Annotated in this window: 15 protein-coding genes; 7 read left to right on the top strand and 8 right to left on the bottom strand. The window is 71.5% G+C overall.

The features are described from left to right. The first annotated feature begins 228 nt into the window (after window positions 1-228). On the top strand, window positions 229-3,057 hold the full coding sequence (gene secA / locus ACFRKB_RS37030; RefSeq protein ID WP_383111003.1) for a preprotein translocase subunit SecA: 2,829 nt from the start codon (window positions 229-231) through the stop codon (window positions 3,055-3,057). A gap of 155 nt (window positions 3,058-3,212) precedes the next feature. On the opposite strand, the gene ACFRKB_RS37025 is transcribed toward secA, so the two are convergent. Continuing rightward, the gene (locus ACFRKB_RS37025; RefSeq protein WP_383111002.1) at window positions 3,213-3,680 is read right to left on the bottom strand and encodes an Rv3235 family protein; all 468 of its coding nucleotides are present in this window, start codon (window positions 3,678-3,680) and stop codon (window positions 3,213-3,215) included. 281 nt (window positions 3,681-3,961) lie between these two features. Here ACFRKB_RS37025 and ACFRKB_RS37020 point away from each other — a divergent pair, with 281 nt between their 5' ends. Beyond that, window positions 3,962-4,468: a DUF6912 family protein gene (locus ACFRKB_RS37020; RefSeq protein ID WP_365973750.1), complete on the top strand. Its 507-nt coding sequence runs from the start codon at window positions 3,962-3,964 to the stop codon at window positions 4,466-4,468. A gap of 91 nt (window positions 4,469-4,559) precedes the next feature. Further along, window positions 4,560-5,231 (top strand): HAD family hydrolase, encoded by a 672-nt coding sequence (locus ACFRKB_RS37015; protein WP_365973751.1) that lies wholly within the window; start codon window positions 4,560-4,562, stop codon window positions 5,229-5,231. A 198-nt stretch (window positions 5,232-5,429) separates the two neighbouring features. On the opposite strand, the gene ACFRKB_RS37010 is transcribed toward ACFRKB_RS37015, so the two are convergent. After that, a complete protein-coding gene (locus ACFRKB_RS37010) occupies window positions 5,430-5,996 on the bottom strand; it encodes a DJ-1/PfpI family protein (RefSeq protein ID WP_383111001.1) in 567 nt (188 codons plus the stop codon). Window positions 5,997-6,501: 505 nt separating this feature from the next. On the opposite strand from ACFRKB_RS37010, the gene ACFRKB_RS37005 reads away from it, so the two are divergent. Continuing rightward, on the top strand, window positions 6,502-11,532 hold the full coding sequence (locus ACFRKB_RS37005; protein WP_383111000.1) for an NAD-glutamate dehydrogenase: 5,031 nt from the start codon (window positions 6,502-6,504) through the stop codon (window positions 11,530-11,532). Between the two features lie 175 nt (window positions 11,533-11,707). On the opposite strand, the gene ACFRKB_RS37000 is transcribed toward ACFRKB_RS37005, so the two are convergent. Next, window positions 11,708-12,523 (bottom strand): ABC transporter ATP-binding protein, encoded by an 816-nt coding sequence (locus ACFRKB_RS37000; RefSeq protein ID WP_383110999.1) that lies wholly within the window; start codon window positions 12,521-12,523, stop codon window positions 11,708-11,710. Further along, window positions 12,516-13,439 carry an ABC transporter permease gene (locus ACFRKB_RS36995; RefSeq protein ID WP_383110998.1) on the bottom strand — a complete coding sequence of 308 codons (924 nt, stop codon included), beginning with the start codon at window positions 13,437-13,439 and terminating at the stop codon, window positions 12,516-12,518. Before ACFRKB_RS36995 ends, ACFRKB_RS37000 begins: the two co-directional genes overlap by 8 nt. 206 nt (window positions 13,440-13,645) lie before the next feature. Here ACFRKB_RS36995 and ACFRKB_RS36990 point away from each other — a divergent pair, with 206 nt between their 5' ends. Then, entirely contained in the window at window positions 13,646-14,287 is a 642-nt protein-coding gene (locus ACFRKB_RS36990) for a TetR/AcrR family transcriptional regulator (protein ID WP_383110997.1), read from the top strand. Between the two features lie 138 nt (window positions 14,288-14,425). On the opposite strand, the gene ACFRKB_RS36985 is transcribed toward ACFRKB_RS36990, so the two are convergent. The 4 genes from ACFRKB_RS36985 to ACFRKB_RS36970 form a co-directional block, all read right to left on the bottom strand. Continuing rightward, window positions 14,426-15,313: a carbohydrate ABC transporter permease gene (locus tag ACFRKB_RS36985; protein WP_383110996.1), complete on the bottom strand. Its 888-nt coding sequence runs from the start codon at window positions 15,311-15,313 to the stop codon at window positions 14,426-14,428. Then, a complete protein-coding gene (locus ACFRKB_RS36980; RefSeq protein ID WP_383110995.1) occupies window positions 15,310-16,593 on the bottom strand; it encodes a carbohydrate ABC transporter permease in 1,284 nt (427 codons plus the stop codon). Before ACFRKB_RS36980 ends, ACFRKB_RS36985 begins: the two co-directional genes overlap by 4 nt. 70 nt (window positions 16,594-16,663) lie before the next feature. Next, complete coding sequence (locus ACFRKB_RS36975; RefSeq protein ID WP_383110994.1) at window positions 16,664-18,064, bottom strand: ABC transporter substrate-binding protein; 1,401 nt, start codon at window positions 18,062-18,064, stop codon at window positions 16,664-16,666. A gap of 206 nt (window positions 18,065-18,270) precedes the next feature. After that, window positions 18,271-21,921 (bottom strand): FtsK/SpoIIIE domain-containing protein, encoded by a 3,651-nt coding sequence (locus tag ACFRKB_RS36970; RefSeq protein WP_383110993.1) that lies wholly within the window; start codon window positions 21,919-21,921, stop codon window positions 18,271-18,273. Between the two features lie 485 nt (window positions 21,922-22,406). On the opposite strand from ACFRKB_RS36970, the gene ACFRKB_RS36965 reads away from it, so the two are divergent. Together ACFRKB_RS36965 and ACFRKB_RS36960 are read left to right on the top strand one after the other, a co-directional pair. Further along, window positions 22,407-24,032 carry a serine/threonine-protein kinase gene (locus tag ACFRKB_RS36965; RefSeq protein WP_383110992.1) on the top strand — a complete coding sequence of 542 codons (1,626 nt, stop codon included), beginning with the start codon at window positions 22,407-22,409 and terminating at the stop codon, window positions 24,030-24,032. Between the two features lie 177 nt (window positions 24,033-24,209). Then, window positions 24,210-25,442: a serine/threonine-protein kinase gene (locus ACFRKB_RS36960; RefSeq protein WP_383110991.1), complete on the top strand. Its 1,233-nt coding sequence runs from the start codon at window positions 24,210-24,212 to the stop codon at window positions 25,440-25,442. The last annotated feature ends 214 nt before the right edge of the window (window positions 25,443-25,656 follow it).

Here is a 25,656-nt window from a genome sequence, read left to right as displayed (position 1 = left end):
CTGAGCGGGGTCCCCCGGCACGAGTGCTTTTCCCGTCTCACCGGCACCTTCCACGGGTCCCGCGCGTTCTCCTTGCGGGCGTCGGCGGGCCCGCGTGACCTCGGCCCTCCCTGCGCGGGCGGGTCCTCGCTTACGATGGCCGTTGCGGTGGGGCCCGCCTGCCGTGCCCGCGCCCGTGTCCGTATCCGACCCACGTGCCAGGCCCGACCGGCAAGGAGACCAACCTCAGTGTCCGTCTTCAACAAGCTCATGCGTGCAGGCGAAGGCAAGATCCTGCGCAAACTGCACCGCATCGCGGACCAGGTCAACTCCATCGAAGAGGATTTCGTAACCCTCTCCGACGCCGAGTTGAGGGCGCTCACCGCTGAGTACAAAGAGCGGTACGCCGACGGTGAGAGCCTTGACGACCTGCTCCCCGAGGCTTTCGCGACCGTCCGCGAGGCGGCCAAGCGCGTCCTCGGCCAGCGTCACTACGACGTGCAGCTGATGGGCGGCGCCGCCCTGCACCTCGGCTATGTCGCCGAGATGAAGACCGGTGAGGGCAAGACCCTCGTCGGCACGCTGCCCGCGTATCTCAACGCACTGTCCGGCAAGGGCGTCCACCTGATCACGGTGAACGACTACCTGGCCGAGCGCGACTCCGAGATGATGGGCCGCGTCCACAAGTTCCTGGACCTCAATGTCGGCTGCATCCTGGCGAACATGTCGCCCGCGCAGCGCCGTGAGCAGTACGCCTGCGACATCACGTACGGCACGAACAACGAGTTCGGCTTCGACTACCTGCGCGACAACATGGCGTGGTCCCAGGAGGAACTGGTCCAGCGCGGCCACAACTACGCCATCGTCGACGAGGTCGACTCGATCCTCGTGGACGAGGCCCGTACGCCGCTGATCATCTCCGGCCCCGCCGACCAGGCCACCAAGTGGTACGGCGACTTCGCCAAGCTGGTCACGCGGCTGACCAGGGGCGAGGCGGGCAACCCGCTCAAGGGCATCGAGGAGACCGGCGACTACGAGGTCGACGAGAAGAAGCGCACCGTGGCCATTCACGAGCCCGGTGTGTCCAAGGTCGAGGACTGGCTGGGCATCGACAACCTGTACGAGTCGGTGAACACCCCGCTCGTCGGTTATCTGAACAACGCCATCAAGGCCAAGGAGCTGTTCAAGAACGACAAGGACTATGTCGTCATCGACGGCGAAGTCATGATCGTCGACGAGCACACCGGCCGTATCCTCGCCGGCCGCCGCTACAACGAGGGCATGCACCAGGCGATCGAGGCGAAGGAAGGGGTGGACATCAAGGACGAGAACCAGACCCTCGCCACGATCACCCTGCAGAACTTCTTCCGCCTCTACGGCAAGCTCTCCGGTATGACCGGTACGGCCATGACCGAGGCCGCCGAGTTCCACCAGATCTACAAGCTGGGCGTCGTCCCGATCCCGACGAACCGGCCGATGGTCCGTATGGACCAGTCCGACCTGATCTACCGCACCGAGGTCGCCAAGTTCGCGGCGGTCGTGGACGACATCGCGGAGAAGCACGAGAAGGGGCAGCCGATCCTGGTCGGCACCACCTCGGTCGAGAAGTCCGAGTACCTCTCGCAGCAGCTCAACAAGCGCGGTGTCCAGCACGAGGTGCTCAACGCCAAGCAGCACGACCGGGAGGCGACGATCGTCGCCCAGGCCGGCCGCAAGGGCGCCGTCACCGTCGCCACGAACATGGCCGGACGCGGTACGGACATCAAGCTCGGCGGCAACCCCGACGATCTCGCCGAGGCGGAGCTGCGCCAGCGCGGCCTGGACCCCGTCGAGCATGTCGAGGAGTGGGCCGCCGCCCTGCCGGCCGCGCTGGAGAAGGCCGAGCAGGCGGTGAAGGCGGAGTTCGAGGAGGTCAAGGATCTCGGCGGGCTGTACGTCCTGGGCACCGAGCGGCACGAGTCGCGCCGTATCGACAACCAGCTGCGCGGCCGTTCCGGACGTCAGGGCGACCCCGGTGAGTCCCGCTTCTACCTCTCCCTCGGTGACGACCTGATGCGGCTGTTCAAGGCGCAGATGGTCGAGCGCGTGATGGCCATGGCCAATGTGCCGGACGATGTCCCGATCGAGAACAAGATGGTGACGCGCGCCATCGCCTCCGCCCAGTCCCAGGTCGAGCAGCAGAACTTCGAGACGCGTAAGAACGTCCTGAAGTACGACGAGGTGCTCAACCGGCAGCGTGAGGTCATCTACGGCGAGCGCCGCCGCGTCCTGGAGGGCGAGGACCTGCAGGAGCAGGTGCGCCACTTCATGGACGACACGATCGACGCGTACATCCAGGCGGAGACCGTCGAGGGCTTCGCCGAGGAGTGGGACCTCGACCGGCTGTGGGGAGCCTTCAAGCAGCTCTACCCCACGAAGGTCACGGTGGACGAGCTGGAGGACGCGGCGGGCGACCGCGCCGGGATCACCGCCGAGTTCATCGCGCAGTCCGTCAAGGACGACATCGCCGCCCAGTACGAGGAGCGCGAGAACCAGCTCGGCCCGGACATCATGCGTGAGCTGGAGCGGCGCGTGGTGCTGTCCGTCCTGGACCGCAAGTGGCGCGAGCACCTCTACGAGATGGACTACCTCCAGGAGGGCATCGGCCTGCGTGCCATGGCGCAGAAGGACCCGCTGGTCGAGTACCAGCGCGAGGGCTTCGACATGTTCAACGCCATGATGGACGGCATCAAGGAGGAGTCCGTCGGCTACCTGTTCAACCTGGAGGTCCAGGTCGAGCAGCAGGTCGAGGAGGTCCCGGTGCAGGACGCGGCCGAGCGTCCCTCGCTCGCGAAGAAGGACGACGCGGTGCCCGCGGGCACCGCCCGTCCGGAGATCCGCGCGAAGGGCCTCGAAGCGCCGCAGCGGCCCGACCGGCTGCACTTCTCGGCTCCCACGGTGGACGGCGAGGGCGGCATCGTCGAGGGCGACTTCCAGAGCGCCGAGGGGCCGACGCGGTCGACGTCGGACGGGATGACGCGCGCCGAGCGCCGTAAGGCCCAGAAGGGCGCGAGCGGCGGGCGGCGCCGCAAGAAGTAAGCCGGCGCACGAGGCGATGGGGTAATCGCGAGGTAATACCGACGAGGGCGGGCCGGGGCGCACAGCGAGTGCGCGCCCCGGCCCGCCCTCATGTGCGCCGCCGTCTCCGTTTTGCCGGACCTTTTCGTCGCCTCCGTCCTCATGCTTCCGCGCCCTCATGTCCGTTCGCCGCCGAGTTCGACCGCCGCGCAGCGCCAGCGCAGGTCGGGGCCCTGTTCCAGCCGGAAGGCCATGGCGCGCACCTGATCGCCCGCCGAGATGCTGGCGGCGGCCTCGACCGCTCCGGGGCGCGGCTGGAAGGCGCGGCAGGTACGGATGACGGGGCGGGCGCCCCGGGCCCTGAGCGGGGTGCCGGGCGCGAGCCGGACGAGCTGTTCGTACGCCTCGCCGATCGTCTGGCCGAGCATCCAGTGCACGGGGCGGTGGCCGCTGAGGACGGCGAGCAGGCGCTCCGCGAAGAGCTCGTGCGGCGGTGGGAGGTGCGGGCGCCGCCGCGGGCGTACGGCGCCGGGCCCGCGCTGGTCGCGCCGGCCGGGCGGCCTCGCCGCGGCGGTGGTCCGGGCCCTCGCCGTGCCGGTCGGAGTGCTGGTACCGGTCGGAGTGCCGGTGCCGGTCGTGTTCACGCAGATCGCCCCCGTTCTGCCCGGCCGGTTCGGATACCGGCCGGTAACTTTCTGTTGGGGGATCTTTTACGGGCCCTTGGGGGACGCCCGCAAGACCGGTCCGGACACGGAGCACGGGGCGCCGGAATCACCTATCCGGGTGACCGGCGGGCGATACCGGGCCCGGCGGCGGGGTGGCGTGCGGTTCCCGGTGGACGACTGGGGGCTCCATGAGCGTCACCCCGAAGAGGGACTCCCGCACGTATCCTTAGGTGCTCTCCCGACTACGAAAGCGGCCAGCCATGCGCGTCTACGTCCCCCTGACCCTTCCCGGTCTCGCAGAGGCGCACAAGACGGGTGAGCTGGGACCGGGACCGCTGACCGCGTACGCCGTGACCCCCGGGCTGCGCGAGTGGTACGTCTCCGACGACATCGAGGAGCTGGAGTACGCGGCCCTCAACCGCGCCGCCGCCGCCTCGCTCCGGCTGCTCGCCGCCGATCCGGCGGCCGGGCGCCGCAGGGTGGTCGTGGCGGCCGATGTGCCGGACAGGGAAGCCGTGTCGGATCCCGACCGCGGGCTGGACGACGCGGGCCTCGGCGAGGTGCGGATCGCCGCCCCGATCGCGCTGTCGAAGGCGGCGGCGGTGCATGTCGACTCCGACGAGGCGGACGCCGATGTGTCGGCCGCGGCGGCGGCGCTGGGCGCGGCGGACCACGGGGACGACGACGCGCAGTTCACGGTGGACGGTGCTGAGGACCACGAGCTGCTCTGGTACGGCGTCCAGGAGATCCCGAACCTGATCGGCTGACCGCGTCGACGGGCGACCCCGCCGCAGGTCACGGCGGTCGGCGGGGGCCGCGCCAGGGCCGTTGTCAGACCCGGCCGGTACCGTTTTCGGCATGGGGAAGCAGAACACGCATCTGGTCTGGGACTGGAACGGCACGATCCTCGACGACATCGAGGCGGTCATCGGGGCGACGAACGCGGCCTTCGCGGAGATAGGGCTGGAGTCCATCACGCTGGACACCTACCGCGAGCTGTACTGCGTCCCGGTCCCGAAGTTCTACGAGCGGCTGATGGGACGCCTGCCGAGCGACGCCGAGTGGGCCGTCATGGACGAGACCTTCCACCGCCACTACACGGAGCGGCGGACCGGCTGCGGGCTCACGGAGGGCGTCGAGGAGCTGCTGTCGCAGTGGCGGCTGGCCGGGGACAGCCAGTCACTGCTGAGCATGTACGGGCACGAGCAGCTGGTTCCGGTGGTGCGGGGATACGGGATCGAGAGCCACTTCCTCCGTGTCGACGGCCGGACGGGCCCGTCCGGCGGAAGCAAAGCGGTGCACATGGAGCGCCATCTGACCGCGCTGGCGTCGGCGGGCGCGATATCCGCCGAGCGGACGGTGGTGATCGGTGACGCGGTCGACGACGCGCTGGCGGCGGCGCATGTGGGCGCGCGGGCCGTGCTGTACACGGGGGGCTCGCACAGCCGGGCCAGCCTGGAGGCGGTGGGAGTGCCGGTGGTGGACACGCTCGCGGAGGCGGTCGACACGGCGCGACGGCTGACGTCCTGACGCTCTCGTGGCCGCCGGGACGCCGGGAGGGCCGCGACCGCCGGGGGGGACCGGGAGGGCCGCGACCGCCAGGGGCGACTGCGACGACCGGGACGACCGTAGGGTCCCGGGTGCGTCCGGCCCCCGCCGAGGGCCGGGCGTACCCCGGGCGGTCCCGCAGTCACCGCACGCCGCAGGGGGTCACCGGACCCGCGCCGCTCAGGTCACCGGGGCCTTCGCGCGCAGCACGGTGAGGAATTCGCGCATCCAGGCCGGGTGGTCGGGCCAGCCTCGGGACGAGACGAGCGTGCCGTCCACCACCGCCTCCGAGTCCTGGAAGGTGGCCCCGGCCGCCTGCATGTCCAGCTCCAGGGCCGGATAGGCCGTGACCCGGCGGCCGGCCAGCTCGCCGATCGCGGACGTCAGCAGCGGACCGTGGCAGATCTGGGCGACGGGCTTGTCGGCGTCGAAGAAGGACTTGAGGATCTTGCGCAGCTCCGGGTCGCCGCGCAGATACTCGGGGGCGCGCCCGCCCGGGATGACGAGGGCGGCGTACTGCGTCGCGTCGACCTCGGCGAAGGCGAGATCGGCGGGCCAGGTGTAACCGGGCTTCTCGGTGTAGGTGTCGAAGCCGGGCTCGAAGTCATGGACCACGAACTGGAGCTTCTTACGGGTTGGAGCGGCGATATGGACCTCGTACCCCTCCTCGCGCAGACGCTGGTACGGATAGAGCACTTCCAGCGATTCGGCGGCGTCGCCGGTGACGATCAGAACCTTGGCTGCCATGACTGCTCCCGGAGAGAGTGTGCCGGTCTGTCCAGCTGTCGACCAGTGTCGTCCTGTGGACCAGTGTCGTCCCGGTCGGCGCGCGTCGGCGAGGGTTCCGGGCCCGACACGGCCGTGAGCCTCCGACGGGCGTCCGTGTCGCTGTCCAGAGTGTCAAAGTTGGGGCCCCGTATTTGTACACATGCGGCCCATGACGGCGCCCCGGTCAAGGGCGATAGCCTGGTGCCCGTGATCAGCGCGATATGCCGTGGGGGCAGCGAAGCCTCCCGCCTGCGCCCGGAGCGCCACCGCGTCCGGGCGATCGCTGGTCCCCCAGGACCGGTCCCTCCGGGACAGGGCAGGGGGCGGAACCTCGATCCGGGTCGACTGCCAAAATTGGCCAATAACGCCCCGGACATCTCTCATCGCGGCATAACGTCGACTCCGACCGGAAACCCCGCGTCGTGGCGTTGTGTCGCTTCCTTCACCTACGTCACGCAACGGCGCGCGACAGGAGCCAGAGGACATGCAGACCAAGCTGGACGAAGCCAAGGCCGAGCTGCTCGAACAGGCGGCTCGGGCCGCTGAGAACAGCCCGGTGGGGGGAACCGGGGGGCTGGGGGCCGGCCCCCGGAAGGACGAGGCCTCGGCCGGATCCCGCACAGCCGGCCAGGAGGACGGTCCCGGCCGGGACGCCCTTCTCGCGTACCTCCAGCGCTACTACCTGCACACCGCTCCCGAGGACCTGGACGGCCGCGACCCGGCCGACGTCGTCGGCGCGGCGCTCTCGCACTACCGGCTGGCCGGGAATCGTCCCCAGGGGACGGCGAACGTACGGGTGCACACCCCGACCGTCGAGGAGAACGGCTGGACCTGCCGCCACTCCGTGGTCGAGGTCGTCACCGACGACATGCCGTTCCTGGTCGACTCCGTCACCAATGAACTCTCGCGCCAGGGCCGCGGCATCCACGCCGTGATCCATCCGCAGATCGCCGTACGGCGCGATGTCACCGGCAAGCTGATCGAGGTGCTGCCCGAGGAGGCGGTCACCGCCGCGGAGCCCCGGCACGATGTGTTCATCGAGTCCTGGATCCATGTCGAGGTCGACCGCGAGACCGACCAGGCCGATCTCCAGCAGATGACCTCCGACCTGCTGCGGATCCTCTCCGATGTCCGCGAGACCGTCGAGGACTGGGAGAAGATGCGGGAGGCCGCGCTGCGCATCGCCGAGGAGCTGCCCGGCGAGCCGACCGCCGACGATCTGCGCGAGCAGGAGGTCGAGGAGGCCCGGGAGCTGCTGCGCTGGCTCGCCGCCGACCACTTCACCTTCCTCGGCTACCGCGAGTATCAGCTGACGGACAGCGACGCCCTCTCCGCCGTGCCCGGCACCGGACTCGGCGTGCTGCGCTCCGACCCGGCGCACACCGGCGACGAGGACCACCCGGTCAGCCCGTCCTTCAGCCGGCTGCCCGCCGACGCCCGCGCCAAGGCCCGTGAGCACAAGCTGCTCGTGCTCACCAAGGCCAACAGCCGCGCCACGGTCCACCGCTCCGGCTATCTCGACTATGTCGGGGTCAAGAAGTTCGACGCCAAGGGCAATGTCGTCGGCGAGCGGCGCTTCCTCGGGCTCTTCTCCTCGGCCGCGTACACCGAGTCCGTCCGCCGGGTGCCGGTGATCCGCCGCAAGGTCGCCGAGGTCCTGGAGAGCGCGGGCCTCTCGCCCAACAGCCACGACGGCCGCGATCTGCTCCAGATCCTGGAGACCTATCCGCGCGACGAGCTGTTCCAGACGCCCGTCGACGAACTCCGCTCGATCGTCACCAGCGTGCTGTACCTCCAGGAGCGCCGACGGCTGCGGCTCTACCTGCGCCAGGACGAGTACGGGCGCTACTACTCCGCCCTCGTCTATCTGCCGCGCGACCGCTACACCACGGGCGTCCGGCTGCGGCTGGTCGAGATCCTCAAGGAGGAACTCGGCGGGACCAGCGTCGACTTCACGGCGTGGAACACAGAATCGATCCTCTCCCGGCTGCACTTCGTCGTCCGCGTCCCCCGGGGCACCCAGCTGGCGAAGCTCACCGACGCCGACACCGAGCGGATCGAGGCCCGGCTCGTCGAGGCAGCCCGCTCCTGGGCCGACGCCTTCGGCGAGGCGCTGACCGCCGAGTGCGGTGAGGAGCGCGCCGCCGAGCTGCTGCGCAGGTACGGCTCCGCCTTCCCCGAGGGCTACAAGGCCGACCACTCCCCGCGCGCCGCCGTCGCCGACCTGGCCCATCTGGAGGCGGTCACCCGGGCCGAGGCGGGCTCGGACTTCGCGCTCTCGCTGTACGAGCCGGTCGGCGCGGGTCCCGGCGAGCGCCGCTTCAAGATCTACCGCTCGGGCGAGCAGGTCTCCCTCTCCGCCGTCCTGCCGGTGCTCCAGCGGCTCGGTGTCGAGGTCGTCGACGAGCGCCCGTACGAGCTGCGCTGCGCGGACCGTACCCACGCCTGGATCTACGACTTCGGCCTGCGGCTGCCCCAGGGCGGCGGGGGCGACTATCTCACCGAGGACGACCGTCAGCGCTTCCAGGACGCCTTCGCCGCCGTGTGGACCGGAGCCGCGGAGAACGACGGCTTCAACTCCCTCGTGCTGCGGGCCGGTCTGGACTGGCGGCAGGCGATGGTGCTGCGCGCGTACGCCAAGTACCTGCGCCAGTCCGGCTCGACCTTCAGCCAGGACTACATGGAGGACACCCTCCGCAGCAATGTCCACACCACCCGGCTGCTGGTCTCCCTCTTCGAGGCCCGGATGTCGCCGGGCCGCCAGCGCGCCGGCGTCGAGCTGACGGAGGCGATGCTGGAGGAGCTGGACGGCGCCCTGGACCAGGTCGCGAGCCTGGACGAGGACCGCATCCTCAGGTCCTTCCTCACTCTCATCAAGGCCACGCTGCGGACCAACTTCTTCCAGCGCGCCGGCGAGGGCGACGGCGCGAAGGGCCAGAAGACCGCCGCGGGCGAGCAGCACAGCTATGTGTCGATGAAGTTCGACCCGCAGGCCATCCCCGATCTGCCCGCGCCCCGCCCGGCGTACGAGATCTGGGTGTACTCCCCGCGCGTCGAGGGCGTCCATCTGCGCTTCGGCAAGGTCGCCCGCGGTGGTCTGCGCTGGTCCGACCGGCGCGAGGACTTCCGAACGGAGATCCTCGGCCTGGTCAAGGCGCAGATGGTCAAGAACACCGTGATCGTGCCGGTCGGCGCCAAGGGCGGCTTCGTCGCCAAGCAGCTGCCCGACCCGGCCGCGGACCGGGACGCCTGGCTCGCCGAGGGCATCGCCTCGTACAAGATCTTCATCTCGGCGCTGCTCGACATCACGGACAACATGGTGGCGGGCGAGGTCGTGCCGCCGGCCGATGTGGTCAGGCACGACGAGGACGACACGTATCTGGTCGTGGCCGCCGACAAGGGCACCGCGAGCTTCTCCGACATCGCCAATGACGTCGCGGTCGCCTACCACTTCTGGCTCGGGGACGCCTTCGCCTCCGGCGGCAGCGCGGGCTACGACCACAAGGGCATGGGCATCACGGCGCGCGGTGCCTGGGAGTCCGTCAAGCGGCACTTCCGCGAGCTCGGCCATGACACCCAGACCGAGGACTTCACGGTCGTCGGCGTCGGGGACATGTCCGGTGACGTGTTCGGCAACGGCATGCTGCTCTCCGAGCACATCCGGCTGGTCGCGGCCTTCGACCACCGGCATATCTTCCTCGACCCGCACCCGGACGCGGCCACCTCGTACGCGGAGCGCCGCCGGCTGTTCGAGCTGCCGCGCTCGTCGTGGGCCGACTACGACAAGGGGCTGCTGTCGCAGGGCGGCGGAATCCACCCCCGCACCGCCAAGTCGATCTCCATCAACGCGCATGTACGGGAAGCGCTCGGTATCGAGCCCGGCGTCTCCAAGCTGACGCCCGCCGAGCTGATGAAGGCGATCCTCCAGGCCCCGGTGGACCTGCTGTGGAACGGCGGCATCGGTACGTATGTGAAGGCCTCCACCGAGACGGACGCCGATGTCGGCGACAAGGCCAACGACGCGATCCGCGTCAACGGCGAGGACCTGCGGGTCAAGGTCGTCGGCGAGGGCGGCAACCTGGGGCTGACCCAGCTCGGCCGTATCGAGTTCGACCGGCGCGGCGCCGGCGGCGAGGGCGGCAAGGTCAACACCGACGCCATCGACAACAGCGCGGGCGTCGACACCTCCGACCACGAGGTGAACATCAAGATCCTGCTCAACGGCCTGGTCACGGACGGCGACATGACCGTCAAGCAGCGCAATACGCTGCTCGCCGCGATGACCGACGAGGTCGGCGCGCTGGTGCTGCGCAACAACTACGCGCAGAACACCGCGCTCGCCAACGCCGTGGCCCAGGCCCCGTCGCTGCTCCACGCCCACCAGCGGTTCATGCGCCGGCTGGCGCGCGACGGACATCTCGACAGGGCGCTGGAGTTCCTGCCCAGCGACCGGCAGATCCGCGAACTGCTCAACGCGGGCCGCGGGCTGTCCCAGCCCGAGCTGGCCGTGCTGCTCGCCTACACCAAGATCACGGTGGCGGAGGAGCTGATCCATACCGAGCTGCCCGACGACCCGTATCTGCGCAAGCTGCTGCACGCGTACTTCCCGCAGGCGCTGCGGGAGAAGTTCGCCGAGCAGGTCGACACGCACGCGCTGCGCCGCGAGATCGTGACGACGGTGCTGGTCAACGACACCGTCAACACCGGTGGTTCGACCTTCCTGCACCGGCTGCGGGAGGAGACCGGGGCGTCGACCGAGGAGATCGTACGGGCCCAGGCGGCGGCCCGCGAGATCTTCGGGCTGAACGCGGTCTGGGACGCCGTCGAGGCGCTGGACAATCAGGTGGCGGCCGACGTCCAGACCCGGATCAGGCTGCACTCGCGCCGGCTGGTCGAGCGCGGTACGCGCTGGCTGCTGGGCAACCGGCCGCAGCCGCTGGAGATCGCGGGGACCATCGAGTTCTTCGCGGCGAGGGTCGAGCGGGTCTGGGCGCAGCTGCCCCCGATGCTGCGCGGCGCGGAGCTGGAGTGGTACCAGCGGATCCTGGCGGAGCTGACCGAGGCGGGGGTCCCCGAGGAGCTGGCCCTGCGGGTGGCGAGCTTCTCGTCCGCCTTCCCGACGCTCGACATCGTGGCGATCGCGGACCGTACGGACCAGGACCCGCTCGCCGTCGCCGAGGTGTACTACGACCTCGGTGACCGGCTGCGGATCACGCGGCTGATGGACCGGATCGTGGAGCTGCCGCGGGCCGACCGCTGGCAGTCCATGGCCCGCGCCTCCATCCGTGAGGACCTGTACGCGGCGCACGCCGCGCTGACGGCGGACGTGCTGGCCGTGGGCAACGGCGACTCGACGCCCGAGGAGCGCTTCAAGGCGTGGGAGCAGAAGAACGCCGCGATCCTCGGCCGTTCGCGCGCCACGCTGGAGGAGATCCAGGGGTCGGAAGCGTTCGATCTGGCGAATCTCTCGGTCGCGATGCGGACGATGCGCACGCTGCTGCGTACGCACCGCTGAGCGGCGCACGGAAGGAGGGGCGCCCGGCTCGTCGTGAGCCGGGCGCCCCTTGCCCTGTCGGCCGCGGCCTTGTCGGTCGGCTTTGCCGGCCCCAGCGTTGTCGGCCCCAGCGTTGTCGGTCTCCGCTTGGACAGTCCCGGCTTCGGCGGTCTCGGCCTCGGCGGTCTCGCGCGGGCTACTTCTTCCGGCCGGTGAACTCCTCGTACGCCGCGACGACTTCCTGGGCCGGGCCGTCCATCCGCAGCGTCCCCGACTCCAGCCAGAGCGCCCGGTCGCAGGTTTCGAGGATCGACTTGTTGCTGTGGCTGACCAGGAAGACCGTGCCGGCCTCCGCGCGCAGTGCGGTGATGCGCTCCTGGCTGCGGCGCTGGAATCTGGCGTCGCCGGTGGACAGCGCCTCGTCGATCAGCAGGACGTCATGGCTCTTGGCGGCGGCGATCGAGAAACGCAGCCGGGCGCCCATCCCCGAGGAGTACGTCCGCATCGGCAGCGAGATGAAGTCGCCCTTCTCGTTGATCCCGGAGAACTCCACGATGTCGTCGTAGCGGGTACGGACCTGCTCCCGCGACATGCCCATCGCCAGCCCGCCGAGGATGACGTTCCGTTCTCCGGTCAGATCGCTCATCAGCGCCGCGTTGACCCCGAGGAGCGAGGGCTGGCCCCGGGTGAAGACCTGGCCCCGCGACGGCGGCAGCAGCCCCGCGATCGCCTTGAGCAGGGTCGACTTGCCTGAACCGTTGGAGCCGATCAGACCGATGGCCTCGCCCTTGTACGCGGCGAAGCTGACGCCCTTGACGGCGTGCACCTCGCGCGCGCCGGGGGCCGACCGGCGCGAGACGATCCGGCTCAGCGCGGAGGTGGCGCTGCCCCGGCCGCCCTTGGTGCCATGGACGGTGTAGGTGATGTGGACGCCGTCGACGACCACGGTGGGGACACGTTCGGGCGCCCCGAACGGCTCGGCGGTGTCCGTACGCTGCCTCTTGTCAGCCACGTCCGTACTCCTCCTCGGCCTTCCAGAAGAACAGGAATCCGCCGACGCCCGCGAGCAGGGCCCAGCCGAGGGCGACGGCCCAGATGTGCGGGGGCAGTTGACCGGCGGTGTAGCTGTCGATGAGCGCGAAGCGCATCAGATCGATATAGACGGCGGCCGGGTTGCACGTCAGGATCAGCGTCACCACATGCGGCAGATGGTCGCCGTTCGTGACCTTGTCGACGCTCCACATCACGCCCGACACATACATCCAGGTGCGCAGCAGGAACGGCATCAGCTGCGAGATGTCCGGCGTCCTGGCCGCGAGCCTGGCCACGGTCATCGAGACGCCGGTGTTGAAGAGCGACTGGAGCAGCAGGGCCGGTATCGCGAGCAGCCAGCTGACCGCGGGGTACTGGCCGAAGCAGACCAGGATCACCACCAGCGCGCCCATGGAGAACAGCAGTTGCTGGAGCTGCTGGAGCGCGAGCCCGATCGGCAGGGCGGCGCGCGGGAAGTGCAGGGCCCGTACGAGACCGAGGTTGCCGGAGATCGCGCGGGTGCCGGCCGTGATCGAGTTCGAGGTGAAGGTCCAGATGAAGACGCCCGTGACCAGGAACGGGATGAAGTCCGGTATGCCGTGCTTGGTGTTGAGCAGCACACCGAAGATGAAGTAGTAGACCGTCGCGTTCAGCAGCGGGGTCATGATCTGCCAGATCTGGCCGAGCTTCGCCTGGCTGTACTGGGCGGTCAGCCGGGCGGTGGCGAAGGCGCCGATGAAATGCCGGCGCGACCACAGGGCGCGGAGATAGTCGGGCAGGGCGGGGCGGGCGCCGCTCACGGTCAGGCCGTGGCGGCGGGCGAGGGCGCTGAGATCGGTCCCGGTCCCGGTATCGGACTCCGGGACCGGTGAGGCCGGTGCGATCGTCTGGCTCACGGGGGTCGCTTTCGACGGTGTTCCGGCACGGTGTGGCCGGCGGTGGCCCCAGACCGGCGACGGGGGCGGTATAGGCAGGTGCGGCCGGGTGTGGGAGGGTTCAACGACGGAACGGGTACGTATCGTCGTAACGTCAAAGGTAGGACGGAGTACGTCGCAACGCAACCGTGTCGTCGTCACGTCGGTCGACGCTATGCTCGTACGCGATGACTACCGACCCCCGCGCCACGGAACCCCGTGGGAACGCCCCGCGCACCGCACGCCGCGTCCCGGCGGGAGCCGCCGTGCTCCGGGAGGACGTGACCGACGCCATCCGCGCCGCCGTCTTCGAGGAACTGGCCGCCGTCGGCTTCGCCCGGATGTCCATCGAGGGCATCGCGCGCCGGGCCGGGGTCGGCAAGACCGCCGTCTACCGGCGCTGGAAGTCCAAGCTGGAGCTCGTCCTCGATCTGGTCTCCGCCTTCGCGGCGCAGGGGCTGCCCGCCCCCGGGACGGGTTCGCTCCACGGCGATGTGCGCGCCCTGCTCGAAGTGGCCTCCCACACCCTGCGCCACCCCGTGGCCTCGCAGGTCATCCCGGATCTCCTGGTGGAGGCCGCCCGGCACCCCGAGATCTCCGACGCGATCAGGGCGGCGCTGCTCGACGGGCAGCGGGGCATCGCGGCGCTGATCGTCCGCGCGGCGGTCGAACGGGGTGAGCTTCCCGAGGGCGCGGACGCCGACCGGGCGCTGGATCTGATCATCGGACCGCTCTACTGGCGGCTCGTGGTGGTCCGCGGCGAGCTGCCCCCGGGCTATCTGGACGATCTGGCGGCCTCGGCGGTCGCGGCGCTCGGCCACCGGGACTGACGTACCGGACAGCGCGCCCGTCACAGCGCGCCCGCACAGCACAGCGCGCCGGACAGCGCGACGGGGGAGAACCGGCCGCCGTGGCCCGTTCTCCCCCGCCTGTACCGTTGTCCGTTGTCCGTTTCCGCCAGGCGGACGCTACTTGACGGCTCCCGCCATCACGCCCGTCACGAACTGCCGCTGGAACGCGAAGAACACGGCCAGCGGGATCACCATCGACACGAAGGCGCCGGGCGCCAGGACGTCGATGTTGTTGCCGAACTGCCGTACCTGCTGCTGGAGCGCGACGGTGATCGGCGGGTTCTTCGAGTCCGCGAAGATCAGCGCCACCAGCATGTCGTTCCAGACCCAGAGGAACTGGAAGATACCGAGCGAGGCGATCGCCGGACCGCCCAGCGGCATCACGACCCGTACGAACAGCCGTATCTCGCCCGCCCCGTCGAGCCGCGCGGCCTCCAGCAGCTCCCTCGGGATCTCCGCGAAGAAGTTCCGCAGCAGGAAGATCGCGAAGGGCAGACCGAAGGCGACATGGAAGAGCACCACACCGAAGGTCGTCTCGAAGATGCCCACGGCGCCGAACAGCTTCGAGACCGGGACCAGCGCGACCTGCACCGGGACCACCAGCAGCCCGACGACCACCAGGAACCACCAGTCGCGCCCCGGGAAGTCCATCCACGCGAAGGCGTATCCGGCGAGCGAGCCGATCACCACGACCAGGACCGTCGCGGGGACGGTGATCAGGATCGTGGAGAGCAGCGAGTTGGTGATGATGTCGTTGTCGAAGAGCCGCGAGTAGTTCTCGGTGGTGAGCTGCGCGGGCGTGGTGAACACCTGCCACCAGCCGCTCGCGCTGATGTCCGTGGCGCCGCGGAGTGAGGAGATCAGCAGACCGATCGTGGGCATCAGCCAGAACAGGCCCACCAGGATCAGGAAGACCCGCATCACCCCGCCGCCCGCGCGGGCCGCGATCCTGCTCGCGAGGGGCTGCTTCGCTCTGACCTTGATCGCACCGTCGTTCGTGGTCATCGGCGAGTCTCCCTTCGCATGCGTCGTATGTTGAACAGCATCACCGGGATCACCAGCAGGAGCAGCAGTACGGCGATCGCGCTGCCCACGCCGAGATCCGCGTCCGTACCGAACGACGAGCGGTAGAGCTGGAGCGCCAGTACGTTCGCGTCGTCCTGGGACGAGCCCGGCGCGATGATGAAGACCAGGTCGAAGATCTTCAGTACGTTGATCATCAACGTGACCATGACGACCGCGAGGACCGGCGCCAGCAGCGGCACGGTGATCCGGCGGAAGACCTGCCACTCGGTGGCGCCGTCCACCCGCGCCGCCTCCATGAGTTCACGCGGCACGCTCGCGAGCCCGGCCGCGATCAGCACCATCGCGAACCCGGCCCACATCCAGATGTAGCTGCCGATGATCGCGGGCGTGACCAAGGAGGGCCCCAGCCAGTCCACGCCGTTGTACGGCTCCCTGAAGTTCTCCGCGGGCAGCCTGAGCTGCGCGCCGTCGGCCGCTTCCGGCAGGCTGAACGTACCGTCGGCGCCCGCGGTCGTGGACGCGACGACCTTGCCGTCCTTGACCGCCTCCACCTTGATGCCCTTGAGGCCGAGCTCCTTGGCGTCGATGACATTGGGCTTGCCGCCGCCACCCTTGGTGAAGTCCAGCCAGGAGGTGCCGGTGACCCGGCCGTCCGCGGTCTTCGCGGCCTTGGCCGGCGCCGCGTCGGACGGCATCTTCGCGGGCGCCACCCCCACCAGCGGGAGCAGCACTTCCGTCCCGGCGCTCACGGGCTCCTTGGTGACGAACGCGCCACCACCCGCCGGTTTCAGCGGATGCACCGGCAGCGGACGCGCTCTGGGGAAGCCCGCCGACTCGTTGAACGTGTCGTGCACCCCCACCGCGACCGCGTTGGCGATGCCGCGCTCCGGGTCCTGCTCGTACACGAGCCGGAAGATGATGCCCGAGGCGAGCATCGAGATCGCCATCGGCATGAAGATGACGAGCTTGAAGGCCGTGCTCCAGCGCACCCGTTCGGTGAGTACGGCGAAGATCAGCCCGAGCGCCGTGGCGATGGTGGGCGCCACCACCACCCAGATCGCGTTGTTCTTGACCGCGGTCAGGATGGTGTCGTCGGTGAAGAGCTCGATGTAGTTGTCGAGTCCGGCGAAACTGTTGCCCGACTTGTCGAAGAACGACCGGTAGACCGAGAACCCGATGGGGTAGACCACGAGCGCGCCCAGCAGCACCAGCGCGGGCAGCAGGAAGCCGGCCGCGACGAGTTTGCGTGTGCCTGTCACGCTCTTGCGTTTGCCCTTGACGGGGGGCACCGCCGCGGCGGTGCCCCCCGTGACTGCCGACTTCACCGCGTCAGCTCGTGTACGCCTTGGCCGCGGCCGTCTCCAGCTGCTGCTGGATCCCGGCGACGTCCTTCGGGTTCTTCAGGAAGTCCTGGAGCGCCTTCCACTCGCCCTTGCCGGGGGTACCGCCGAACGACTGCGGCATCTGGTCCGACATGTCGAAGCGGAAGTCGTCGCCCGCCGCGATCAGCGCCTTGGCGATGTCGCGCTGGACGTCGTTCGGGTACGCGGCCACGTCCAGGGACTTGTTCGGCGAGACGAACCCGCCCGCCTCCGCCCAGATCTTCGCGGCGTCCGTGGACGCCAGGAAGGTCAGCAGCGCCTGCGCGCCCTTGGTGTCCTTGAGCGCCACGGCCGCGTCGCCGCCGGTCACCACGGGGGAGTCGGTGCCCACCGCGGGGAACGGGAAGACCTTCGCGTCCGTACCGATCTTCGCCTCGGTCTGGCCGATGTTGACGCCGACGAAGTCACCCTCGAAGACCATCGCGCCCTTGGGCTGGTCGCCGCCGGTGAACGTCTGGGTGACGGACGCGGGGAACTCCGTCTGGAGCGCGCCGTCCGTACCGCCCGCGATCAGGTTCGGCTTGCCGAAGAGCTGGCCGAGCGTGGTGAGCGCGTCCTTCACGGAGCCGTCGGTCCACTTGATCTCGTGCTTGGCGAGCTGGTCGTACTTCTCCGGGCCCGCCTGGGAGAGATAGATGTTCTCGAACCAGTCGGTGAGCGTCCAGCCGTCCGCGCCCGCGACCGAGACCGGGGTGACACCCGAGGCCGAGATCGTCTCGGCGGTCTTCAGGAAGTCCTGCCAGGTCTTGGGGGCCGCGGCGCCGGCGTTCTCGAACGCGGCGTTGTTGTACCAGACCAGCGACTTGTTGGCGGCCTTGAAGTACACGCCGTACTGCGTGCCGTCCACCGCGCCGAGGTCCTGCCAGCCCTTGCTGAAGTTCTTCGCGAGCTGGGCCTTGGCCTCCGCGCCCACGGGCTTGGCCCACTTCTTCTCCACGGCCTGCTGGATGGCGCCGACCTGCGGCAGCATCGCGACATCCGGCGGGCTGCCACCGGCTATCTTCGTCCCGAGGAAGTTGACGATCGGGTCCTGGGCGGGGACGAACGTGACCGTCGCGCCGGTGCGCTTCTCGAACTCGCTGAGGACCTTGGTGAAGTTCTCCTGCTCGGGGCCGGTCCAGACGGCCGCGACCTGGATCTTCTCGCCGTCCAGCTTGGGCAGCTGGACCGTGGCCGCGGGCGCCTTGCTCGCGGCGTCGCCCGAGCCCTTGTCGTCGCTCGACGAATCACCACTGCAGCCGCTGAGGGCCACGGCGCCGACGGCGACGATCGCCACGGCCGCCCGGCGCGTGCCGAGCCCGTTTCTGCCGGTCCCAAGAGCCTTACGTGCTCTACGAGTTGTGCGCATCACTGCCCCGTCTCTTTCCCGTGTGCGTACGGATCTACGCAAGCGGGACCAGCGACGTGGCCGTGACGTGGCAACGCTGCACTCGTCCCGTGCGCACAGTCCTACGCCGCGTGACCGGGTGCCGCAATAGCCATCCCGGTCCGGGGGCAGTGATCGTGATGGGCTCGTGACGTGCCACGACGGACGTATGCCCTGTCCGGGGATCTTCAGGGGTGAGCCGGGGTCAGTGGTGCGACAGGTACAGCATCGACGGAACGGGCGGCCCGTTCGAGAGCGCTCGCGAGCAGCGCCAGATCCGTCGGTCCGTTGCCCAGCTCCCTGACCGGCCGGCGGGCCGGCGGATCGCCCATCCGCTCCCACTCCAGCGGCACGACCGTGGGCCGCAGCGTCGCCGTACGCGGGATACGGCCGGTGACCCGGCCGCCCTGGAACGGCGTGACCCGGCCGTCGGGATGACCGAGCCGGCCGCGGCCGGGCGCCGGATCGTCCGGGGAGGGCGCGACGGGCGGCGCGTCCAGCACGACCCGCAGCCGCGCGCCCTGGGCCAGCTCCGTGTCGACCGTACGGTCGGGGCGGGCCGAGGTCGCCACCAGATGGACGCCGAGCCGCTCGCCGTCCCTGGCCACGGCCTCCAGGGCCCGTACGACCGAACCGGCCGCGGGCCGCCCCGGACTGCCGAGCGCGGGCGCGACCAGGGCGTCGAAGTCGTCGACCAGCACGACGAGCCGGGGGAGGGGCGCGGGGTCCTGGGACTGCTGCCGCGTCCGCGGCTGTTCCGTACGGGCCGAGGTGGTCCTGAGCCGGAGCGTGCCGCTCGCGTGCGTGTCCGGATCGCCGCGGTGCGGGTCGGTCCGGTACGGGTCGGGGCGGTGCGGGTCCGTGCCGTGCGGGTCGGTCGCGCGCGGATCGCTTCCGTGGAGTTCGGCTCCACGCTGATCGGGTCCGCGCTGGTCGGTTCCGCGCTCGGGGCGGAACTCGCCGCGTCTGCCGCCCCGTTGCTCGGCGGCGCCCGGCGCGCGCTGGCCGACTATCCGCTCCGCCACTTCGTGCCGGTCGTGCCACTCCGTGAAGTCCAGCCGTCCCAGCAGCTCGGCCCGCCGCTTCAGCTCGGCCCCGAGCGCCTGCGCGAACTGCCGCATCCTGACCGGGTCGGAGGCGATCAAATGCTCGGTCACATGCGGCAGTTCCGTACAGACGGACAGCCCCTCGCCGCGCTCGCCCCCGGCGCCGTCGACCAGCAGCAGCCCCAGCCGGTCGGGCCGGCCGGCGGCGGCCAGTGAGGCGGCGACGGAGCGCAGCAGCTCCGTACGGCCGCTCCCCGCCGGCCCCTCGATCAGCAGATGCGGGCCCTCTTCGGTCAGATCGATGCTCACCGGGCCGCGCGGACCGGCGCCGAGCACCGCCGTGCAGTCGCCGGTGCGGTCGGCGGCGGACGCCCAACGGGCCATCAGGGACGCCGGGGTGGCCCGCGCCAGCCCCAACTCGTCGAGCAGCCTGGCGGAGCGCGGGAGCGCCGCCGCGGGCCGCCCCCGGCCGCTGCCCGTCGACGCGCGCAGTGGCGCCAGCGCCCGTCCGAAACGATCCGCCCAGGCCGCCGAGACCGCGTCCACGACGGCGACCGTGCCATGCCCGGCGGGCTGCCCCACGGCCGTACGCAGCAGCCGCAGCGCGGTCGCCACATCACCGCTCAGCAGGGCGACGGCCCCGCACTCGCGGAACGGGAGCGAGGCCGCGCACGCCGTCTCATAGGTCGCGGCGATCGGGGAGAGGGGCGAGGCGGCGTCCGTCTCGGCGAGACAGATGAGATGGACACCGGCCGCCGAGCCCGCGCCGGCCAGCTGCGCTGTCGACTCGCGCAGCGCGGCCGTCCCGGGATCGCCGTCGACGATCACGACCGTGTACGGGCCGTCGTAACGGGCGGCGGCCTCCGTGATGGTCCACGGGTCGGCCGAGGCCCAGCCGGGCCCCATGGGGCCGTCGTCGAGCCGGCGGGTCAGCTCGGCGGTCCTGGCCGCCGCCTGCTCGCGGTCGTACGCCAGCAGCAGCCGGCAGTCCTGGCCATGGGCGGGCCGTACATGCGGCAGCCAGCCGAGCCAGCCCCAGGCCCGCCGGCGCTCCTCCAGGCTTCTCGTACGGTCCGCGCTGATCAGCACGATCTCCAGATCGGCCGGTGAGTGCAGCGCGGCGAGCTGGGCGACAACCGCTCTGGCCAGCCCCGCCAGCCGCTCCCTGGGGCCCGCCAGACCGAGCGACCCGGCCTCGCGCAGGCCGACGGTGACCGGTACGGAGGGCAGCGGTCCGCCGCCGTCAGGGGCGGCCCGGTCGGCCGTGCCGAGCCGTACGGCGAGCGCCTCGGGATGGCGGCTGTCGCGCTCCCACAGCCGGGGGCCGGGACCGAGCGCCGTCAGCAGGACCGCGGCCGGATCGGGCCAGGTGTCCGCGCGCGGGGCGCGCCCGGCCGCACCGCCGGCGGGCAACGGGCCGGGGCCGGACTCCGGCAGCTCCTCGCCCCTGCTTCCGGTGAGCCGCCGGGCCCAGGCGCCTATGCCGCCACGCCGCCGGGCCGCGGCGTCCGGGGCTTCCGTCCCGCGCGGGGGCGTGGCCTGCCGCCGTGAGGCGGAGGTCCTGCTGTGCGCCTGCGGGCCGTCGTCGGCGGCGCGCGTGTCCGCGCCTCCCGGGCCCGCGACCGCGCCGGTCCCGTACGCCGGGTCCGGCATCGCGGCCCTGCTGTGCGTCCCGTCCGGGGAGCCCCCCGTCGGGCGGCTGCCGTAGTGCGTATCGGCGCTGCGCGGGTCGGGCACGCGCGGGGCGCCCGGCGGATTGCCGTACTGCGGTCCCAGGACGCGGCTCGAAGCGCCGGAGGGGACGGAGCCGCCGTACGCGCGAGGGGTGTGACCCTCGTCACGACTCCGGGGCTCCTCGCCCGGGACCTCGCCCGGTCCGGACCCCGGGGCATGGGCGCCGGGGGCGGCCGGGCCATGGGCGGGGGCCGGCTCGCGCCGCGCTCCGCCGTACCGCGGCCCCGATGAGGCGCCCGCGGAACCGTCCGTGCCGTAACCGCCCGTGCCGTACGCGCCCGACTCCGGGCCCGGACCGGAGGCCGTCGCCGTCGCGCCGCCGTCGCCGCGGGCCGTGGCGGGGCCGTCCGGGGAGCTGCGCGCGGCACCCCCCGGGCCGCTCTTCGTGCCGTGCGGGAGCGCACCCTGGCCGTCCGTGCCCGGCCGCGCGATCCGCAGATGGCCCTCGCCGTCCGGCGCCGTCGGCAGCGCGGGCGCCCGGCCCCCGGCCGTGAGCCGGAGCGCCGACTCACCGAGCCGCAGCAGCGCGCCGGGCGGCAGCGGAACCGGCCGGTTGCCCACCGCGACGCCCTCCAGCGTCGTCCCGTTCGTGGAGAAGAGGTCCGCGACCGAGACCCGGCCGTCCTCACCGACCGTCACCGCGCAGTGCAGCCGGGAGACGTCCGGGTCGTCCAGCGGCACATCGGCCTCGGCGGACCGGCCGATCCTGATCTGTCCGCCGTGCAGCAGATGCACCCCGCCCGCGTCGGGGCCCGCGACCACATGGAGCTGGGCCGGGACGTCGTCGGCGGGCGCGTCGTCCTCGCCGGGGACCTGGAGGGAGAGCACCGCGCCGTCGATCAGCGGCGGCTCGCCGAGGGCGCAGCGCTGGGCGTCGAGCCGCTCGCGGCCCGCGTACAGGACGACGGTGCCGGAGGCGTCGGGGCCCGAGACGGCCGTGGCGAGCCCGGAGGCGACGGCGGCCAGCGCTGTCCCTGCCGGGGCGGTGACGAGCACGTCGCACACGCGCCCGGCGGCATGGCCGCCGCGCGGCGCGAGGACGGTCAGCCGGATCTGCATCGCCGTCAGCGGTCCCTTCTGCGCGGGGTGCCCGACAGGGGAATATCCGCTGATCTCCCCCCACCGCGCACGGACGCGTCGTCCGGTACAGGTCGGCACGGGGCGGTGTGAACCCCCACTCCACACGTCACGTGCTGGGGGCATCCTCGCACCTGCCACTGACAACACGCCCGGCGACCGGCGGCAAGTGATCTTGAATAGTCGGCTGTTGGCGCAAAAGTACCTGCTTGGGAACGGCTTCTGGACGCGTAGGGACCGGGTGTGATGTCGTCCCGCCCGCTTTCCGGCAACCATCCGTACGATGCGAGCGTCTTCCTTTCGAACATGACCGGACCTGGGCCGGGTCCGGTCCGGAGCGGTGCCGGGGCGGGAGCGGAACGGTACCGGAAGCGGACGGGCCGGTAACTTGACAGGCCCTAGAGTGGGTCGGAGACCCGGCGGGGCCGGGACCACGAAATGACCACGACCAGCAGGGAGCGCATGACGTGCGGCCGGTAGGCAGCAAGTACCTGCTCGAGGAGCCGCTGGGACGCGGCGCCACGGGCACCGTCTGGCGAGCCCGTCAGCGAGAGACCGCGGGGGCCGAGGCGGCCGTGGCCGGCCAGCCCGGCGAGACCGTCGCGATCAAGGTCCTCAAGGAGGAGCTGGCGAACGACGCGGACATCGTGATGCGCTTCCTGCGCGAACGTTCCGTACTGCTCCGCCTGACCCACCCCAATATCGTGCGGACCCGCGACCTGGTCGTCGAGGGCGATCTGCTGGCACTCGTCATGGATCTGGTCGAAGGCCCTGACCTGCACCGCTATCTGCGCGAGAACGGCCCGTTCAGCCCCGTCGCCGGGGCCCTGCTGACCGCCCAGATCGCGGACGCGCTCGCCGCCAGCCACGCCGACGGCGTCGTGCACCGCGACCTCAAGCCCGCCAACGTGCTGCTCAAGAACGACGGCGAGCGGCTGCACCCGATGCTCACCGACTTCGGTATCGCGCGGCTCGCGGACTCCCCGGGACTGACCCGCACGCACGAGTTCGTCGGCACCCCGGCCTATGTCGCGCCGGAGTCCGCCGAGGGCCGTCCGCAGACCTCCGCCGTCGACATCTACGGCGCGGGCATCCTGCTGTACGAGCTGGTCACGGGCCGCCCGCCGTTCGCCGGCGCGACCGCGCTCGAAGTGCTCCACCGCCACCTCAGCGAGGAGCCCCGCCGCCCCACGACCGTGCCCGAGCCGCTGTGGACGGTCATCGAGCGCTGCCTGCGCAAGGACCCGGACCAGCGGCCGAGCGCCGAGAACCTCGCCCGCGGGCTGCGGACCGTCGCCGCCGGTGTCGGCGTGCACTCCACGCCCGCCCAGGTCGACGCGGCGCTGGGCGTCGGCGCGCTCCTCGCTCCGGATCCGGCGCCCGCGCAGGTCCCCGAGACCCCGGGCGCGGCCGACCCGACGCAGGTCCTGCCGAGCAACGCCGGCTCGTACGACCCGAGCGCGGCGACCAGCGTCATGCCGTCCACCGGTCACGGTCCGGGCGGTCCCGGCGCCGCCGGTCCGACCTCGGTCATGCCGCCCGTACCGGCGGACCCCGACGGCCCGCACCCCTGGCAGGGCCAGCTCCAGGCCGCCCGCGACCGCAACGAGCAGACGCAGGTCCAGTACCTCGACCCGAGCCAGGACCCGCTGCGCCGCCGCCCGCAACGGCAGCCCCAGCAGCCGCCCGCGCACCAGCGGCCCCCGCAGCCGCCCCAGCACCAGCAGCGGTACGCGCCGCCCCCGCAGCACCAGCAGCAGCCGTACGCCCCGGCTCAGCGGCAGCAGTACGCGCCTCCGCAGCAGCCGCCGCCCCAGCAGCCGGCCCCCCGCCAGCAGCGTGAGCCGCGCCCGCCGCGTCAGCGCAACGCCAACCCGATGCGGATCCCGGGCCTGGGCTGCCTCAAGGGCTGTCTGTTCACGCTCGTCCTGCTCTTCGTCGCGGGCTGGCTCGTCTGGGAGCTGACCCCGCTTCAGGACTGGGTGGCCCAGGGCAAGAGCTACTGGACCGCGATCGGTGACGCGATCTCGACGGTGACGGACTGGATCTCGGAGCTGGGCGGCACGGACCCGGGCGTGAACTCGGGACAGTGACGGGGGGACGCGCGGCCGGGGGTGAGGGAGGAGTTCCCCTCGGACCGGGGTGAGGGATGTATCCGCCCGGACCGTGCCATTTCCCCCGCTGTGTGGGGTGACGGTGCCGACCAGGGCACGGAACACCCCGATACCCGCGTACTTTGAGGGGCAACGCCAGCCGCTGAGGGAGCAGTCTTGGCACGGAATATCGGCAGCCGGTACACCGCCCACCAGATTCTGGGACGGGGCAGCGCCGGCACGGTGTGGCTCGGGGAAGGGCCCGAGGGCCCCGTCGCCATCAAACTGTTGCGCGAGGACCTCGCGTCGGACCAGGAGCTGGTCGGCCGCTTCGTCCAGGAGCGCACCGCCCTGCTCGGACTCGACCACCCCCGGGTGGTCGCCGTCCGTGACCTCGTCGTGGACGGCAACGATCTCGCGCTCGTCATGGAGCTGGTCCGCGGTACGGATCTCCGTACCCGCCTCGACCGCGAGCGCCGGCTCGCCCCCGAGGCCGCGGTCGCGATCATCGCGGATGTCGCCGACGGGCTCGCCGCCGCGCACGCCGCCGGGGTCGTCCACCGCGACGTCAAGCCCGAGAACATCCTGCTCGACATGGAGGGCCCGCTCGGCCCCGGCGGCGCGCACCCCGCGCTGCTCACCGACTTCGGTGTGGCCAAGCTCATCGACACCCCGCGGCGCACCAAGGCGTCCAAGATCATCGGCACCCCCGACTATCTGGCGCCGGAGATCGTGGAGGGCCTGCCGCCGCGCGCGGCCGTCGACATCTACGCGCTGGCCACCGTCCTGTACGAGCTGCTCGCCGGCTTCACCCCGTTCGGCGGGGGCCACCCCGGGGCCGTGCTGCGCCGGCATGTCACCGAGACCGTCGTACCGCTGCCCGGAATCCCCGAGGAGCTGTGGCAGCTGCTCGTCCAGTGCCTGGCGAAGGCCCCGGCCTCACGGCTGCGCGCCTCGGAGCTGGCGGCGCGGCTGCGGGAGCAGCTGCCGACGCTCGCGGGCATTCCGCCGCTGGACGTGGACGAGCCGGAAGCGGAGCCCGCGGAGCGGCCGTACGAGGAGCCGGGGCCGTCCGCTCCCGAGGAGCCGCGCCGGAGGGGAGCGGTTTCGCTGGTCCCGGGCGCGGTGCCCGACTCCAACCGGGACACGCACACGAGCATGCGGGTGCCGGGGCCGGACGAGCTGGCGGGCGGGGCGCGCGGTACGGCGCGGGCGCCGCGGTCTCCGGGGCAGCGGCGGCCTGGATCGGCGCGGCACAAGGCGGAGGCGGTGCGGAAGCGCCGGATGTTGCTGGGGGTGGTGGCGGTGCTGGTGGTCGCGGTGGTGGGGGTGGGCGGCTGGCTGATGCTGGGCGGGGGCGGCGGGGAGGCGCCCCGGGATTCCCAGCGGACGACGTCGCCTGCGCCGTAGCGCCTCCCGGCGGGGGGTCGTGGTGCGGGGCGCCGTCCGGCGGGGGGCGTGGGTGCGGTGCGCCGTTGTGGTGCCGGGGGCCGGGGCGGTGCGCCTCCGGCGGGGGTACGGGTTGCGGTCGCGCCGTGCTGGTGCCGGGGGCCGGGGCCTCCTGAGGTGCGTGTCCGGACTGCTTTCCTCACCGCGCTTCGCGCGAGCTGCGACGCTTTACGTC

This window comes from Streptomyces scopuliridis (assembly GCF_042790125.1).
Classification (GTDB): Bacteria; Actinomycetota; Actinomycetes; order Streptomycetales; family Streptomycetaceae; genus Streptomyces; species Streptomyces scopuliridis_A.
Note: the sequence above shows the minus strand (reverse complement) of the source record. Positions and strands in the feature narration are given on the sequence as shown.